Source organism: Rhizobium herbae (genome assembly GCF_017873135.1).
GTDB classification, from domain to species: Bacteria; Pseudomonadota; Alphaproteobacteria; order Rhizobiales; family Rhizobiaceae; genus Pararhizobium; species Pararhizobium herbae.
The window spans coordinates 343,525-359,585 of the sequence record NZ_JAGGJV010000003.1; the positions used below are offsets into that span (position 1 = coordinate 343,525).

Sequence of the window (16,061 nt, forward strand, 5' to 3'; positions counted from 1 at the left end):
GGCCTGCCACGGGATGAACACCGATAGCCCTGTCCGATTCATTTGGACGGGAAATTGGCCGAACTTCCGGGGCCGTGCAGTTGCGCGACGAGGGCAGCAAATTGCGAGCCGGCGATATCGAGAGGGCCGCTATTGTCGATTGTGGTTACATCCGGCTCGTCGAAAATATCCGGCACCTGCCGTTGCAGCCGGCTCAGGATATCCTGCTCACTCTCCCGGCCGCGTGCAACGAGACGGCTTGCGAGAACCTGTGGCGATGCGGTGATGTTGACGACCGCAACCCGTGGAAAGGCCTGCCGGAACTGGCCGAGCGCCGCACGGCTGCCATTGGCGATCAGGATTCTTCCAGCACGCACCCGCTCAAGCGCCTGCTTGGGGATGCCGTATTTCAATCCGTGCGCCTGCCAGGCGACGGCGAATTCGCCGGCCGATAGCCGGCTGTCGAAGACCTCGCCGGAAATGCTCTCGTGATCCTCGCCGCCGGCATCGGACGGCCGGGTGATGACGCGACGGACGAAATCGATATCCTCGCGGCCGGCAAAATGCTGCGCCACGAAACCGATGACGCTGTCCTTGCCGGCACCGCTGGGGCCGACCACGACGACGATCGCACCGGTCTGAACGTGCCCGTGCATCAGGCGACCCGCTTGCCTTCGCGCCAGACCGAGCGGACGACCGGGATACCGTCATGGCGCTGGACCCGGACGATATCGGCGCGCAGGCCGGTGGCGATCCGGCCGCGATCGGTGAGGCCGACCGTGCGGGCGGGCGTGGCCGTAACCATGGCGAGCGCCTGCGGCAGGCTGACGCTTTCCACCTCATCCGACAGGACGAAGGGCGCATGGATCAGGCTGAATGGCACGTAATCGGAGGACAGCACGTCAAGCACGCCGCGTTCGGCAAGGTCGCGGGCGGCGATATTGCCGGAATGCGATTTGCCGCGCACGATGTTCGGCGCCCCCATGAGCACGCTCAAACCGGCCGCATGCGACGCTTCCGCCGCCTCGAAGCTGGTCGGGAATTCGGCAAGGCGAATACCGAAGCCGACAGATTCCTCGACATGGGCGATGGTAGCATCGTCGTGGCTGGCGATGGCGATGCCGCGCTCGGCGCAAGCCTTGGCGATCTCGGTGCGATGCGGGCCGGCATACTTGGCCGAAAGCGCCTGCTGGCGGGCGCAGAACGCGGCGAAGGCCTCGTCGGATAGACCGCGCTTGTTCTTGTAGTAGAGCGTGTACTGATCCATCGTCTGGAACTGGCGCTGACCCGGCGCATGGTCCATCAGCGATACGAGGCCGACCTGCGGATCGTTTTCGAATTCCAGGAAGTGATCGAGCACGTTGTCGGTCGAGACCTCGCAGCGCAGGTGGATGCGGTGGTCAGCGCGAAGGCGGTTTTCCTTTGCGGCCTGCGCCAGGGCATCCGCCATGTCGCGCATCTCGCCCTGTTCGAAGCCGCCGTCCTCGTCGGAGCCCATGCGCAGGCAGTCGAACACCGTGGTGATGCCGGATGTGACGACCTGCGCGTCATGCGCCTGGATCGCCGCCATCTTCAGCCAGCGCACGCCGGGACGCGGCGAATAATGGGCTTCCAGGTGATCGGTGTGCAGCTCGACCAGGCCGGCGATCAGGTAATCGCCCTCGAAATCCTCACCGGTGCGGCTGGCACCTTCCGAGATGTCGGCGATCTTGCCGTCACGGATCAGGACGGAGCCATCGAGGATCCGGTCTTCGAGGACGATGCGGGCATTGGAGAGAACGATTTCAGCTGTCATGTCAGGCCATCTTTCGTTTGGACGTGCCGCCCAGCGGCAAAAGCGAGTGAACGGTAAACGGAGCGCCGCGCTCGGGCTCGATAAACAGGGCAAGCGAGGCCACGGTCAGCGGCTTGCCGATGAAGGGCGCGAAGCTCTGCTCCAGCAGGCGTTTCATTGAGGCCTGCCGCTCCGCCGGCACCGGACCGGTCAGCGTCATGTGGAAACGGAAGCTCTCGAAGACGTAGGGGTATCCCCATTCGAGGAGGTTTCTCCGCATCACGTCACTGAGCTGTTCCGGTTTGCGGCGCGCCATATCGGCCTCCGACAACGATGCCCGGAATGGAGAGAATCGCCGGACAGTTTCATTCGCGAGGCCCTGCAATTCGGGACAATTTCCGGCGGGCACCAGTGCAAAGAACGGCCCCAGTTGACCGAGAACCATCTTCGGAATCTCGAAGGGAACACACTCGCCGGCAAATGCATCGAACACGTCAAGAAGCTGCGATTCGCTGGTGCCTGGAGCCAGTTCAAAAGGCGCCTTCAGCGTTCCGTGAAAACCGTAGCGGCGCGGGTCGGCAGTCAACGCAGTCAGCTCGGCCGCATCGAAATCGCCGGCAGCCTGAAGTGCGTGGGTTTCGCCGGTAAACGGATTGCCACCCAGCCACCGCTCCGCGGCAGCGCTCAGCGGGTCGTCTTCATCGGGCGAGATATAGAATGCGTAGCGCACTGGTCATTCCCTGCAAAGATGTCACGGAAGCAGTGATCGGACGGGCCGATTTGACCCCGTCGCTACGCGCTATTCGTGACATTATCGTGATGAGTGGCAATGATCCGCCACTCTATTCAGTGTGTTTTCTGGCCCATGAGACGCGAGCGCAGCAGATTGGAGACGCTGTCGAAGATGAAAACGACGATGAGAATCAGGATAACCATGTAGCAGACGTTTTCCCAGTCGGAATTCGTTCGCATCGCTTCCCAGAGTTTCAGGCCGATGCCCCCCGCACCGACAGCACCGATGATCGTTGCCGAGCGTGTATTGGATTCCCAGAAATACAGCGCCTGGCTGGCAAAGACCGGCAGCACCTGCGGCAGGACGCCGAAACGCTGCACGGCGAGCGGTGCGGCACCGACCGATTTCACGCCTTCACGCTGCTTGTCGTCGATATTTTCCAACGCTTCCGAATAGAGTTTTCCGAGCGTGCCGGTATCGGTAAAAAAGATCGCCGACATGCCGGCGAGTGGTCCGGGGCCGAAGGCGCGGGTGAAGAACAGCGCCCAGATCAGCATGTCCACCGAGCGCAGGAAATCGAAGAAGCGCTTGGTCACCTGATTCAGCACGCCATTGCGGGTGATGTTGCGCGCAGCAAGGAAACAGAGCGGGAAGGCGATGATCGAGGCAAACAGCGTGCCGACGAAAGCCATGACGATGGTCTGGAGCAGCTTGGTCCAGACATCGAGATGCTGCCATTCGGAATTGTAGAGAATGTTGTTCCAGGCCAGTGACAGGTTCGATCGGCTCGGATCGAGACGCTCGCCGCTGACGATCAGGTTCGTCACTTCGCCGAAGGACTTGTTGAAGAACGGCGAGTTGGTGTCGAAGATGAAGTTGGCCCAGCCGGGAAACCGATTGTGGATGCTGATCTTTTCCACGTCGACATCGGCCCACCCGGTCATCCCGAAAGCGACCGTGATCTTTTCGCCCGGCCGTTTCTGCGTCGCCCATTCGGGCAACGCGCCTTCCGGCTTGACGCCGGTGGCCCGGTCGAGATCGATCAGCAACGTTTCGCCGTTATGTGTCGCGGCAACCTTGCCGTCAGCCACGTCGATGCTCGTCGTGCTGTTGAAATTGATCGTCGCGCGGCTGACGACCTCCTCAGTTCTGGTTTCCGTGCGGGCACCAGCCTCGGCATTGCTGCCGACAGCCGAGTTCGGCGCCATGAAGCTGAAGCTCGAGCCCTTCTTCGGCACGTCCTGCTGCGTTACGGCAGGGACATCGATAGTCCGGTCCACCCTCTTCGTCTCGATCCTGACCCATTCCGGCTTGGCATTCGGCCCGAGCGGCGAATAACGCGGATAAACCACCTGCATCGTTCCATCGGTGGCGATCTTGATATCGGGGCGAACCTCGTAGGAAACCCAGTCGGCCAGATAGGTGCCGGCAATGCCCCAGTTGGCGTTGACGAGAACCTGGCCGATCGAAAAGAACCACCAGCTGTAGATCATGTAGAGCGCGATACCGGCAAAGATCAGAGCGGTGCGGATACTCTTGCTCGACGAGCCCTTGAGGAGATGCGGGTGGCGCGCGGCGATCGCTTCCATCTGCGCGGCATTCATCATGGTGCTGGCGGTCATGGTCCGCTCCTATTGCGCAAGCTGGAAGGCCTGGTCGCCGACAAGACGGCGGCGCAGCCACGCGGAAAACTGATCGACGGCGATGATCGTGGAAAACAGCAGGATAACGATGGCCAGCGTCTTGGCCTCATGGCCCTGGCTGATGGAAAGCCGCAGCGGCTCGCCGATACCGCCGCCGCCGACCGCACCGATGATCGTCGAGGCGCGCACGTTGATTTCAAGGCGCAGCAGGAAATAGCTCATGAAATTCGGCAGCACCTGCGGCACGATGCCGAACCAGACCCGCTCGAACCAGTTGCCGCCGGCGGCCCTCAGCCCCTCGTCCGGCTTCATATCGGCATTCTCGACAACCTCGAAGAACAACTTGCCCAGCGCCCCGACCGTATGGATCGACACCGCGATCATCGCCGGGATGGGCCCAAGCGACAGGATGGCCAGGAAAAAGCCGGCGATCACCACTTCCGGAAAGGCACGCAGGATTTCCATGAAGCGCCGCGCCAGACCGCGAACCCACGGGTTCGGCATCAGGTTGCGCGCCGCGAAGAAGCAGAGAATGAAACCGAAGAACATGCCGAATATGGTGGAGAAAATGGCGATGTTCACCGTTTCCAGCATCTTGTAGAAATATTCGGGCACATAGAACGTATCCGTCAGGTACATGCGGCCTTCGGGATAATTGTATTTCAGGCTGCCATCGTCATAGGGCGAGGGCAGATCGAACATGGCGCGGCCGATCTCGGCGCCGTCGCGCGGCACGAGATCGCCGACGAAATCGAAGAAATAGGGCAGCCGGTCGAAGAATTTGCCGGCATTGGTCGCGTTGGCAAACCACAGCGAACCGGACAGGGCCATGGCAAGCAGCGCGAGACCGAGAAAAGTATAGGTCCGGCGGCGGAGATTGAGCTCCTGCCAATGGCGTTCGACCAGAGCGCCATTGTCGCTCAAGGTTGCTGAAAGCGCTGACGTGGCCATGAAGTCTCCGGCAAAACGATAGACCTCGCCGGACATCATGTCCGTGAAGCCTGGTCAGACAAGGAAACGCTGGCCGGAAGGACCGGCCAGCGCTTTGGTTTCAAGGAATATCAGCCGCCGATGGTCGACTTGCGGGCGTCGATGATCGGCTTGTAGAAGTCGGAATTGACTTCGACGAAGCCCTTGAAGTCGCCGCCTTCGATGGCAGCGAAGCATGCTGCATCGGTCTTCGGCAGATCGAGCATGAACTGCTTGAACTTGGCCTTCATGTCGTCGTTGAGCGACGAGCGAACGACGATCGGGCCGTTCGGGATCAGCGGCGAGCGCCACAGTTCGACCAGGTCGTTCATGTCGAGAACGCCCTTTTCGACCATCTTGCGCAGATTGCCGGAGGTGTAGCCGTCCTTGAATTCGCCGATGCCCGAACCGAAGGTCGTGCCGGCATCGAAGGTGCCCTTGAGCACTTCGAGAACGAGGTTTTCATGGCCGCCGCCGAAACCGGTGGAACCGAAGAATTCCTTGACGGGCATGCCGATCGTTTCCGGCAGCGTGACGCTCGGGATGAGATAGCCCGAGGTCGAGTCCGGATCGGCAAAGCCGAGCTTCTTGCCCTTCAGGTCGGTGACCTTGGTGAAACCGCTGTCCTTGCGGGCAACCATGATCGAGTAGTAACCGGTCGAACCGTCGGTCTGTTCGGTCGTCAGGATCGGCTCGACGGCGTCAGCCTTGGCAAGGAAGATCTTGGCATAGCCGGAAGCGCCGAGCTCTGCATAATCGAGCGTACCGCCGAGCAGGCCCTGGATAACGCCGTCATAATCGGCAGCCGGGAAGAACGAGACCTTCTCGACGCCAATTGCCTTCGGCAGCGATTCCGACAGGCACTGGAAGTTGCGCAGGCGGTCGGCTTCGTTCTCGCCGCCGAGGATGCCGACGCGGAATTCCTTGAGGTCTTCAGCCTGAACGTGGCCGACGAGGGCAAAGAGCGCAACGGCGCTAAAGAGTGCTTTCTTCAACATAAGGGTCTTCTCCTGTTTTCCCGGCGGCGCCGGTTCACATTCGGTTGCAAAGGTCGTGCCCTTGACGCGGGCTTTCGATCCTGTCGGACGGCTATAGTCCGGCCAGTGCCAGCGGCTTGACGCCGGCGGATTTCGTATTGTCCTGCGCGGCAGGAAAATTGATGCTCGTGGAGGTCATCGATTCCTCGATCTCGCCGCCGCTTCCGTAGATTTCCGCGACGGCTGCCGCCGTCAGATCCTGCGGCTGGCCGTCGAAAACGACTCTGCCATGTGCCATGCCGATGATGCGCTCGCAGTAATTGCGCGCCGTATCCAGCGTGTGCAGATTGGTGACGACGGTGATGCCGTCGCGCTCGTTGATATCGCGCAGCGCATCCATGACGATCTTGGCGTTCAGCGGATCGAGCGAGGCGATCGGTTCGTCGGCAAGCAGCATCTTCGGCTGCTGCATCAGGGCACGGGCGATGGCGACGCGCTGCTGCTGGCCGCCGGACAACGTGCCGGCCGGCTGCAAAGCAGTCTGCTCGATTCCAAGCCTCTCCAATGCGCCGATCGCCATGATCCGCTCTTCGCGGGTGAACATGTTGAGGATGCTGAGAACGGTGGAACGATGATTGAGGCGGCCGAGCAGCACATTGGTCAGAACGTCGAGACGCGGCACAAGGTTGAACTGCTGGAAGATCATGGCGCAATCGCGCTGCCAGTTTCGAAGGGCGCTACCCCGCAGCGACGACACTTCCAGATCACCGAAATGGATGGAGCCGGACGAAACGTCGTTCAGGCGGTTGATCATCCTGAGCAGCGTCGACTTGCCCGCGCCGGACCGGCCGATAATGCCGACCATCTGGCCCTGCGGGATGTCGAACGTAACCGAGTTGACGGCGATTTTCTTGCCGAACTGACGGGTTACATTCTTCAGCTGAAACATGGGCACTCATCCTTTGGCAGTGGTACCGGTCGTCGGTATCCCCTTGCCATAGCGGCGCTTGATGAAGGGGGAATGTCAGATTGATGTAGCTTTTGTTACAGTCCACAATCCCCGCGCAGACGGGGGTTGCAGCGTAAAAAATCAGGCATTGTGACGGGCGAGGAACGCGTCCGCGTCGAGCATCCGGAAGTCGTTCAGGGCATCGCGCAACTTCGCGTGATCCCAGTCCCACCAGGCAAGTTTCTCGAAACGCCCGGCGATGTCCTCGCCGAAACGTTCGCGGATCAATTTTGCCGGAACACCGCCGACGATGGTGTAGGGCGCGACGTCCTTGGAGACCACGGCCCCCGCGCCGATCACCGCGCCATTGCCGACCTTGACGCCGGGCAACACAGTCGCGCCGTGGCCGATCCAGACGTCATGGCCGATGACGACGCGGTTTTCGCGACGCCAGGCGAAGAAATCCTGGTCCATGTCCGCATCCGGCCAATAATCCTTAGCCCGGTAAGTAAAATGATGCAGCGTCGCCCGCCAGACCGGATGATTGGTGGCGTTGATGCGCACGGAGGAGGCGATATTGGCGAACTTGCCGATTACAGCGCACCAGACCGAGCCGTCCTCCATGATGTAGGAATAATCGCCGATTTCCGTTTCAGAAATGCGGCAGCGCTCGGCGATTTCGGTATAACGGCCTATCGTGCAGTCAGTAACCCGCGCCGTCTCATGGATGAGCGGCGTTTCCGAAAGCTTGATCGTCATGCGGCGGCCTTTCGCGGCGAAAAGGCGGAGACGTCGAGGATACGATCAGCGACGGCGTCGCGCACTTCCTCGTCATGGAAGATACCAAGGAGAGCAACGCCCTCAGCCTTCTTGGCGGCAATCATCTCGACGACGACACGCCTGTTTTTCGCATCCAGAGAGGCCGTTGGCTCGTCGAGCAGGAGGATGACATGATCGGTGATGAAGCCGCGGGCGATGTTGACGCGCTGCTGCTCGCCGCCGGAAAAGGTGGCAGGCGGCAATTGCCAGAGTTCGCGCGGCAGATTGAGTTTTGCCAGCAGCTCGGACGCCTTTGCTCGCGCCTCGTCCTGCGCCACGCCACGCGCCAGAAGCGGCTCGGCGACGACGTCGAGTGCTGATACGCGCGGAACGACACGCAGGAACTGGCTGACGTAGCCGAGCGTATCGCGCCGAACTTCCAGGACAGCGCGGGGAACCGCGGTGGCGAGGTCCACGAGGTGTCCCTGATGTTCGATCAGGATCTGCCCGGCATCGACGGCATAATTGCCGTAGAGCATCTTCAGGATCGAGCTTTTGCCGACACCCGACGGACCGCCGAGCACGACGCATTCGCCCTTCTTCACCGAAAAGGAAACGCCGGAGACGACCGGCAGGGTGATGCCGTCACGCAGATGCATAGTGAAGCTCTTGGCGACTTCGGAAACAACGAGGGGAGTGGCCATGGTCACACCTGCAGAATGGAGGAAACGAGAAGCTGGGTGTAGGGCTCGCGCGGATCGTCAAGCACCCGGTCGGTGAGGCCCTGCTCGATCACCAGCCCGTCCTTCATCACCATCATGCGGTGCGAGAGAAGCCGCGCAACGGCGAGGTCATGGGTGACGATGATCGCCGACAGGCCCAGGTCATGGACCAGGCCGCGCACCAGGTCGAGCAGGCGCGCCTGCACCGAGACATCGAGACCGCCGGTCGGCTCGTCCATGAAGACGAGGCGCGGCGACGTGACCAGATTGCGGGCAATCTGCAGACGCTGGCGCATGCCGCCGGAAAAGGCGCGCGGCTGGTCGTCGATCCGGTCCTCTTCGATCTCGACACGCCGCAGCCAGTCGGCCGCGGTTGCGCGGATATTGCCGTAATGCCGGTCGCCGACCGCCATCAGCCGCTCGCCGACATTGGCGCCGGCCGAAACCGTCATCCGCAATCCGTCGGCCGGATTCTGGTGCACGAAGCCCCAGTCCGTGCGCATCAGGAAGCGCCGCTCGGCCTCACCCATGCGGGCGAGATCGCGATACTGGCCATCGCGCATATGGTATTCGACGACGCCGGAGGTCGGCATCAGCCGCGTGGAAAGACAGGAAAGCAGCGTCGTCTTGCCCGAACCGGATTCGCCGACGATCGCCAGGACCTCGCCCGGCCATAGCTCGAAGGAGACGTTGCGGCACCCGATGCGGCTGCCGTAGAATTTCGAGACGTCGTTGACTTTGAGAAGCGGGACGGCACTCATTCGGCGGCCTCCTGTTGAGCAAGAAGATGACCGGCGTGACCATGCGCGCGGCGGTCCTCGCAATGGTCGGTATCCGAGCAGACGAACATCCGCCCGCCCTTGTCGTCGAGAATGACTTCATCGAGATAGACCTGCTCGGCGCCGCACAGCGCGCAGGGCTTGTCGAAATGCTGGATCTCGAACGGATGATCCTCGAAATCGAGGCTGACGACCTCCGTATAGGGCGGCACCGCGTAGATGCGCTTTTCGCGACCTGCACCGAACAGCTGCAGCGCTTCCGACATGTGCATTTTCGGATTGTCGAACTTCGGCGTCGGCGAGGGGTCCATGACGTAGCGGCCTTCGACCTTGACCGGATAGGCATAGGTCGTGGCAATATGGCCGTTGCGGGCAATGTCCTCGTAGAGCTTCACATGCATGAGGCCGTATTCCTCCAGTGCATGCATCTTGCGGGTCTCGGTCTCGCGCGGCTCGAGAAAGCGCAGTGGTTCGGGGATCGGCACCTGATAGACCAGCGTCTGGCCGGCGGTCAGCGTCTCCTCCGGAATGCGGTGGCGCGTCTGGATGATCGTCGCCTCGCGGGTCTTTGTCGTCACCGCGACATTGGCGACCTTCTGGAAGAAGGCGCGGATGGACACCGCGTTCGTCGTGTCGTCGGCCCCCTGGTCGATGACCTTCAGCACGTCATCCGGCCCGAGGATCGCCGCCGTCACCTGCACGCCGCCGGTACCCCAGCCGTAGGGCATGGGCATTTCGCGCGACGCGAAGGGAACCTGATAGCCGGGTATCGAAATCGCCTTGAGGATCGCCCGGCGGATCATCCGCTTGGTCTGTTCGTCGAGATAGGCGAAGTTGTATGTGGCAAGATCAGTCATTCGGCTGCCTCCTTCAAACGGGAATAGGTCTCCAGCCGCCCGGCAAGCGTACCGGTGTGAAGCTCGAACAGATGGTTGTCGGCATCGTGGAAATAGATCGAACGGCCCTCGCCTTCGACACGCGGGCGCGGCGGCATGACGTCGAGGCCGAGCGAGCGGATGCGCTCCAGATAGATGTCGATGTCCTCGTCCCGGATCTTGAAGGCGACGTGGTTGTAGGTCCGCTCGCTCAAGCTTTTGCCCTGCATGATCGCGATCCAGAGGTCGCCGATGGTGAAGAACTTTTCCGGTGCAAGCGAAAATGGCTTCTCGCCACCCGCATAGACTTCCCTGGCACCGAAGACCGTTTCGAGAATTTCACTCATCCGGTCGAGATCGCTGACGATGAAGGTGATGTGGGAAATATCCTCGATCATTCTGCTGCTTCCCGAACGCCGTTGTCCTTCCCCGCGCCGTCCTCCCCGGCGCCGGACTTTGCGTCGTATTCGGCGCGCATGCGGCGGACGAGATCGAGTTCGGCCTGGAAATCGACGTAATGCGGCAGTTTCAGGTGCTCGACGAAACCGGTCGCCTGGACATTGTCGGAATGCGAGATGACGAATTCCTCGTCCTGCGCCGGCGCCACGACATCCTCGCCAAACTCCTGCGCACGCAGCGCCCGATCGACCAGCGACATGGCCATGGCCTTGCGCTCGCTCTGGCCAAATACCAGGCCGTAGCCGCGGGTGAACTGCGGCGGGTTTTTCGCCGAGCCCTGGAACTGGTTGACCATCTGGCATTCGGTCACCTGGATCGGGCCGAGCGAGACGGCAAAGCCAAGCTCGGGAATATCCAGATCGACCTCGACCTCGCCGATACGGACCTCGCCGACGAAGGGATGGGTGCGGGCATAGCCGCGCTGGGTGGAATAGGCGAGTGCCAAAAGGAAGCCCTCGTCGCCGCGCGCCAACGCTTGCAGGCGCAGATCGCGGTTGAGCGGAAATTCCAGCGGTTCACGCGTCAGGTCGCCCGGCACATGATCTTCCGGCATCTTTCCATCGCCTTCGATCAGGCCTTCGCCGGCAAGAATGTCGGAGACCCGCATCATCGCGCTTTCGTCCGCCGTCCTGCGCGTGGGTTCGGCAACCGGCCCGTCGGTCAAAAGCGATGGGTCGAGCAGGCGGTGGGTATAGTCGAAGGTCGGCCCCAGAAGCTGACCACCGGGCAGGTCCTTGTAGGTGGCCGAGACACGGCGCTCGATCTTCATTTTCGCAGTATCGACCGGCACCGACATGCCGAAGCGCGGCAGTGTCGTGCGGTAGGCGCGCAGGATGAAGATCGCCTCGATCATGTCGCCGCGCGCCTGCCGGACGGCAAGGGCTGCGAGTTCACGATCATAGAGCGAGGCTTCCGCCATGACCCGGTCGACGGCAAGGCCAAGCTGGGCGACGATCTGCTCAATCGAGATGGCCGGCAGAGACCGATCGCCGCGGCGGCGGTCGGCCAGAAGCTGGTGCGCATTGGCGATGGCGGCTTCGCCACCTTTGACGGCAACATACATGGATCAGACCTCCCGACGACGAAGTTTGGTGGTGCGCGGCAAACACAGGACATCCGTGCCGGCAACGAGGATCAGATCGACGCCCCTCGGAAACAGCGCCCGGTTTTCCGCCCAGAGGGTGAGGAAAATCTCCGGAAGCCCGAGGGGTGCAATGATGGTCTCGCTCTTTATGCCGGGGCCGGCGGCGACGAATTCGGGGCCGCCATGGAGCGAGGCGAGTTCGAGTACCAGCGTTGCCGAGCGGTCGGGATATTCCTGCGTGCCCAGCGCGAACTGGTCGAAACCGGGCACAAGCCCGCCGGCTTCGATAAAGACGAAACGGGCCTCCGGCTTGAGGTTCGTCAAAGGCGCACTTGTGTGGAAGGACAGCCAGGCGGGAACGGAGGATTGGACGAGGGCATTCGTCAGCCAGACGGGCGTGCCGTCGTCGCACAGGGTAAGCGCAATCGCCCCGGCTCCGGCACCGAGCGGCGCGGGCGGCATTGCCGCAGCGCCCAGCGGCACGATCGTGCCCGGACGCGCCATGGCGTCCATCAATGCCCGGAACACCGATTGCGACTGAAAAACCGGATCGGTGAAGGCACCGGCATAGGCGCTGGCGTGGATTTCGGTTTGAACGCCCATCAATTGTCTCCCCGGACCATGGTGAAGAAGTCGACCCGTGTCGCGGCGGTCTCTTCCGCCTGCCTGCGGTCTTCCGCATCGATGCGGCTTTCCACCGCATCGATCAGCTGCCCGACCACCTGCGAATATTCGGACCGCTGATGGAGCGCGTCGAAAATGGCGGCGAGACGTGCCTTTTCCCGGTCGTTGCCAAGCAGCTGGCCATGACCGATCTCGCCGGAACCGAGCCGCACTGTGGCGCGGCTCACCGTCGCTTCGCCGAGATTGAACGGGTCGCCGCCACCGCCGATACGGCCGCGCACCATGACGAGGCCGCTTTCCGGGCCGCGCACGGGGTGAACCTCCGGCTTCGGCTCGATGGCCTGCCAGGCCGTCTGCAATTCCACAGCCGAAGCGCGCGCCAGGAGACCCATCGCTCGTTTGCGGCCGTCGGCCGCAGCGCCGATATTTTGTTTGATCGCGTCCATTGCTTCCGTCCAAAATGTCTATTAACCTAGACAACCGTACATCTGATGATTTTTTGTAGAACCGGAACATGACGGGCTTGTGACATGAATGCGAAAAAGGCGGTGGAACGGCAAACCGGCGTCGCCCTCTGGCGACAGATCGCCGACCTGATCCGGTTATCGATCAGCAATGGCGATTACGACCAGATGGGCATGGTACCGCCGGAAACCGTGCTGGCAGGGCAGTTCGGCGTCAACCGCCACACCGTTCGCAGTGCCTTGGCCGCTCTTGCCGACGAGGGTCTGGTTCACGCTATCCAAGGCCGCGGCACGATGATCCAGCGAAAGGAGCGGCTGAGTTTTCCGATTTCGAGACGCACCCGCTTTTCGCAAGGTCTTGGCGATCAGGCGCGTGAAACGGAAGCCCGGCTGCTGGCCCATGCCACATTGCCGGCGGCCGGAGAGGTCGCGACGGGATTGAAGATTGCGCCTGGACGCACCTGCATCCGAATGGAACTGGTCAGCAGCGCCGATGGACGGCCGGTGTCCTGTTCCACCAGCTATTTCCCAATGGATCGCTTTCCGCATATGGCCGAGCAGTTCGAAGGGCTGGGCTCGATCACCAAGGCCTTTGCGGCGCAAGGCCTGGCGGATTATGTGCGGGTTTCGACGGAGCTTGTCGCACGCCACGCCAATGCCGACGAACTGATGTTGCTCCGGCTATCGCCCGGCGCCATCGTCATCGAAGCGACTGCCATCAATGCCGATCCGGGCGGGGTCCCCGTTCAATTCTCCCGCACCCGCTTTGCCGCCGATCGCGTCAAGCTGAAGATCGAAACCTGACGCATAAAAAAGGGCGCGATACCGAAGCATCGCGCCCTCTTCCAATCTATCGAAGCAGTCAAACGTCGGCGATGAAAGTCTGCTTCTGCGTGCCCAGACCCTCGATGCCGAGCTCGACGACATCGCCGGCCTTGAGATACTGCGGCGGCTTGAAACCCATGCCGACACCGGGCGGCGTGCCGGTCGAAATGATGTCGCCGGGATGCAGCGTCATGAACTGGCTCAGGTAGCTGACGACATGCGCAACGCCGTAGACCATGGTCTTCGACGATCCGTTCTGCTTGCTTTCGCCATTGACCGTCAGCCACATCTTCAGCTTCTGCGGATCGGCAACTTCGTCCTTTGTGACAAGCCAGGGGCCGGTCGGGCCGAACGTGTCGCAGGATTTGCCCTTGGTCCATTGTCCGGAACGTTTGGTCTGGAAGTCACGCTCCGAGACGTCGTTGATGACGCAGTAACCCGCGACATGCTCCAGCGCATCGGCCTCGGACACATATTTCGCCTTTTTGCCGATCACGACGCCGAGCTCGACTTCCCAGTCGGTGGCTTCCGATCCGCGCGGGATGATGACGTCGTCGTTCGGACCGACGATCGCCGAAGTCGCCTTCATGAAGATCACGGGTTCAGGCGGCACGGTGGCGCCGGTTTCGGCGGCATGATCGGCGTAGTTGAGGCCGATACAAATGAATTTTCCGGTTCCGGAGACGCAGGCGCCAAGGCGCGGACTGCCCCCGACAACCGGCAGGCCGTCGATATCGAGGCTCTTCGCCCAGCCCATATCGCTGATCGCATCGCCGCCGACGTCGGCGATGATGCCGCTCAGGTCCCTGATCTGGCCGTCCTTGTCGAGAACGCCCGGCTTTTCCGAACCCAGGGGGCCGTACCGCAAAAGTTTCATCTTTCCTCTTCCCTTAAAACACAGATTATCGTGCCGCATGACAAATCAAAGGCGGGCAGCGTTGTAAAGCGCTTTTGCCGGTGAGATCGTATCGGTCGTCGGATAAATCTTGCGGTCCGGCAGAGGTTCTATTGCGGATTGCCTCTGCCGGCTGAGCACACCCTCTGAACGGAAAGATCGGGCTGAACGGGGAGATCGGGGCCGTGGCGGGATCGGCTCCCGCCACAATGCGTCTTTACGCAGCCCTGGAATAGGCCTTTGCCATATCGGGCAGGCGCATGACACGGATTTTCGAGGCCTGGCCGGCCGCGTTGAAAGCGATGAAGCGCTCCTTGCAGACCTCGACCATCCGCGCTGTCGCCGGCTTCAGATAGTTGCGCGGGTCGAAATTGTCCGGATGCTGCAGATGATGCTTGCGGATCTCGCCGGTAAACGCCAGGCGAAGGTCGGTGTCGATATTGACCTTGCGGACGCCGAGCGGAATCGCCTTCTGGATTTCATGGACGGGAACACCCCAGGTCTGCTTCATCTTGCCGCCGAATTCATTGAACAGATCCTGCAGGTCCTGCGGCACCGACGATGACCCGTGCATGACCATATGGGTGTTGGGCAGGCGCTTGTGGATCTTGGCGATCGTGTCGATCGAGAGGATTTCACCGTCCGGCGCACGGGTGAACTTGTAGGCACCATGGCTGGTGCCGATCGCAACGGCAAGCGCATCGACGCCGGTCTTTTCGACAAAATCAAACGCCTGTTCCGGATCGGTCAGCAGTTCCTCGCGCGACAGCTTGCCTTCGAAGCCATGGCCGTCTTCCTTCTCGCCGGCACCCGTTTCCAGGTTGCCGAGACAGCCAAGTTCGCCTTCGACCGAAACACCGGCCGCGTGGGCGATCTTCACCACTTCGGCCGTAACGCCGACATTGTATTCATAGGTCGCGATCGACTTGCCGTCGGCGAGCAGCGATCCGTCCATCATGACCGATGTAAAGCCGTTGGTGATCGCCGAAATGCAGGTCGACGGCTGGTCGCCGTGATCGAGATGCAGGCAGACCGGAATATGCGGATATTCTTCGGTGGCCCCAAGGATCAGATGACGCAGGAAGGCGTCGCCCGCATAGGCGCGGGCACCGCGGCTTGCCTGCAGAATGACCGGAGAATCCGTGGCATCGGCGGCGCGCATGACGGCCTGGATATATTCCAGATTGTTCACGTTGAAGGCCGGCAGCGCGTAATTATGTTCAGCGGCGTGGTCCAGCAACTGCCGCAAGGTGATCAATGCCATTCAAAAAGTCTCCCGTTATCTCCGCGCCATCATGTCTGATCACGATGACGCTCATCTTATTCTCCGCCTGAGCAGAAGTGCTCCCCACAAAGCCAACTGGTATCGCGACCAGGCCTCCTGGCGAATTTGGGGCGGATTTGCCTGGCACCATAATTGATGATCCGGGTTTGGCAACCGCCGCCACGCCGGAAATAAAGACCATCCCTGAACGGAAACGTTGCAGATGAGGCTCTGTGGACAAAATATCCCGCATTTTTTGTCGGATTGACCGAAGCAATCTATGATTG

General features: G+C 61.5%; 18 protein-coding genes. 1 reads left to right on the forward strand and 17 read right to left on the reverse strand.

The features are described from left to right. Window positions 1-38: 38 nt before the first annotated feature. From phnN to phnG, 15 genes are all read right to left on the reverse strand, one after another. Complete coding sequence (phnN, locus tag J2Z75_RS10410) at window positions 39-635, reverse strand: phosphonate metabolism protein/1,5-bisphosphokinase (PRPP-forming) PhnN (RefSeq protein ID WP_209851541.1); 597 nt, start codon at window positions 633-635, stop codon at window positions 39-41. Continuing rightward, window positions 635-1,774 carry an alpha-D-ribose 1-methylphosphonate 5-triphosphate diphosphatase gene (locus J2Z75_RS10415; RefSeq protein WP_209851544.1) on the reverse strand — a complete coding sequence of 380 codons (1,140 nt, stop codon included), beginning with the start codon at window positions 1,772-1,774 and terminating at the stop codon, window positions 635-637. Before J2Z75_RS10415 ends, phnN begins: the two co-directional genes overlap by 1 nt. A 1-nt stretch (window position 1,775) precedes the next feature. Continuing rightward, window positions 1,776-2,483, reverse strand: coding sequence for a DUF1045 domain-containing protein (locus tag J2Z75_RS10420; RefSeq protein WP_209851547.1), 708 nt, complete (start codon window positions 2,481-2,483; stop codon window positions 1,776-1,778). Between the two features lie 116 nt (window positions 2,484-2,599). Further along, the gene (gene phnE, locus J2Z75_RS10425) at window positions 2,600-4,108 is read right to left on the reverse strand and encodes a phosphonate ABC transporter, permease protein PhnE (protein WP_209851550.1); all 1,509 of its coding nucleotides are present in this window, start codon (window positions 4,106-4,108) and stop codon (window positions 2,600-2,602) included. Window positions 4,109-4,117: 9 nt separating this feature from the next. Continuing rightward, window positions 4,118-5,080: a phosphonate ABC transporter, permease protein PhnE gene (gene phnE, locus J2Z75_RS10430; RefSeq protein WP_209851553.1), complete on the reverse strand. Its 963-nt coding sequence runs from the start codon at window positions 5,078-5,080 to the stop codon at window positions 4,118-4,120. A gap of 110 nt (window positions 5,081-5,190) precedes the next feature. Further along, window positions 5,191-6,096 carry a phosphonate ABC transporter substrate-binding protein gene (gene phnD, locus J2Z75_RS10435; protein WP_209851556.1) on the reverse strand — a complete coding sequence of 302 codons (906 nt, stop codon included), beginning with the start codon at window positions 6,094-6,096 and terminating at the stop codon, window positions 5,191-5,193. Window positions 6,097-6,187: 91 nt separating this feature from the next. Continuing rightward, window positions 6,188-7,024, reverse strand: a complete 837-nt coding sequence (gene phnC, locus J2Z75_RS10440) for a phosphonate ABC transporter ATP-binding protein (RefSeq protein WP_209851559.1) — start codon at window positions 7,022-7,024, stop codon at window positions 6,188-6,190. Window positions 7,025-7,165: 141 nt separating this feature from the next. Continuing rightward, entirely contained in the window at window positions 7,166-7,783 is a 618-nt protein-coding gene (locus J2Z75_RS10445; protein ID WP_209851561.1) for a DapH/DapD/GlmU-related protein, read from the reverse strand. Further along, on the reverse strand, window positions 7,780-8,487 hold the full coding sequence (gene phnL / locus J2Z75_RS10450) for a phosphonate C-P lyase system protein PhnL (RefSeq protein ID WP_209851564.1): 708 nt from the start codon (window positions 8,485-8,487) through the stop codon (window positions 7,780-7,782). Before phnL ends, J2Z75_RS10445 begins: the two co-directional genes overlap by 4 nt. A 2-nt stretch (window positions 8,488-8,489) precedes the next feature. Beyond that, window positions 8,490-9,266 carry a phosphonate C-P lyase system protein PhnK gene (gene phnK, locus J2Z75_RS10455; protein WP_209851567.1) on the reverse strand — a complete coding sequence of 259 codons (777 nt, stop codon included), beginning with the start codon at window positions 9,264-9,266 and terminating at the stop codon, window positions 8,490-8,492. Then, complete coding sequence (locus tag J2Z75_RS10460; RefSeq protein WP_209851572.1) at window positions 9,263-10,141, reverse strand: alpha-D-ribose 1-methylphosphonate 5-phosphate C-P-lyase PhnJ; 879 nt, start codon at window positions 10,139-10,141, stop codon at window positions 9,263-9,265. Before J2Z75_RS10460 ends, phnK begins: the two co-directional genes overlap by 4 nt. After that, window positions 10,138-10,557, reverse strand: a complete 420-nt coding sequence (gene fosX, locus J2Z75_RS10465; RefSeq protein ID WP_209851574.1) for a FosX/FosE/FosI family fosfomycin resistance hydrolase — start codon at window positions 10,555-10,557, stop codon at window positions 10,138-10,140. Before fosX ends, J2Z75_RS10460 begins: the two co-directional genes overlap by 4 nt. Further along, complete coding sequence (locus J2Z75_RS10470) at window positions 10,554-11,681, reverse strand: carbon-phosphorus lyase complex subunit PhnI (protein WP_209851578.1); 1,128 nt, start codon at window positions 11,679-11,681, stop codon at window positions 10,554-10,556. The genes fosX and J2Z75_RS10470 overlap by 4 nt, the downstream gene beginning before the upstream one ends. Window positions 11,682-11,684: 3 nt before the next feature. Continuing rightward, window positions 11,685-12,305 (reverse strand): phosphonate C-P lyase system protein PhnH, encoded by a 621-nt coding sequence (phnH, locus tag J2Z75_RS10475; RefSeq protein WP_209851580.1) that lies wholly within the window; start codon window positions 12,303-12,305, stop codon window positions 11,685-11,687. After that, the gene (phnG, locus tag J2Z75_RS10480) at window positions 12,305-12,772 is read right to left on the reverse strand and encodes a phosphonate C-P lyase system protein PhnG (protein ID WP_209851583.1); all 468 of its coding nucleotides are present in this window, start codon (window positions 12,770-12,772) and stop codon (window positions 12,305-12,307) included. Before phnG ends, phnH begins: the two co-directional genes overlap by 1 nt. An 84-nt stretch (window positions 12,773-12,856) precedes the next feature. On the opposite strand from phnG, the gene phnF reads away from it, so the two are divergent. Continuing rightward, window positions 12,857-13,594, forward strand: a complete 738-nt coding sequence (gene phnF, locus J2Z75_RS10485; protein ID WP_209851586.1) for a phosphonate metabolism transcriptional regulator PhnF — start codon at window positions 12,857-12,859, stop codon at window positions 13,592-13,594. A gap of 58 nt (window positions 13,595-13,652) precedes the next feature. On the opposite strand, the gene J2Z75_RS10490 is transcribed toward phnF, so the two are convergent. Together J2Z75_RS10490 and fba are read right to left on the reverse strand one after the other, a co-directional pair. Beyond that, window positions 13,653-14,492, reverse strand: a complete 840-nt coding sequence (locus J2Z75_RS10490; RefSeq protein ID WP_209851589.1) for a fumarylacetoacetate hydrolase family protein — start codon at window positions 14,490-14,492, stop codon at window positions 13,653-13,655. Window positions 14,493-14,727: 235 nt separating this feature from the next. After that, window positions 14,728-15,774: a class II fructose-bisphosphate aldolase gene (fba, locus tag J2Z75_RS10495; RefSeq protein ID WP_209851593.1), complete on the reverse strand. Its 1,047-nt coding sequence runs from the start codon at window positions 15,772-15,774 to the stop codon at window positions 14,728-14,730. Between the last annotated feature and the right edge of the window lie 287 nt (window positions 15,775-16,061).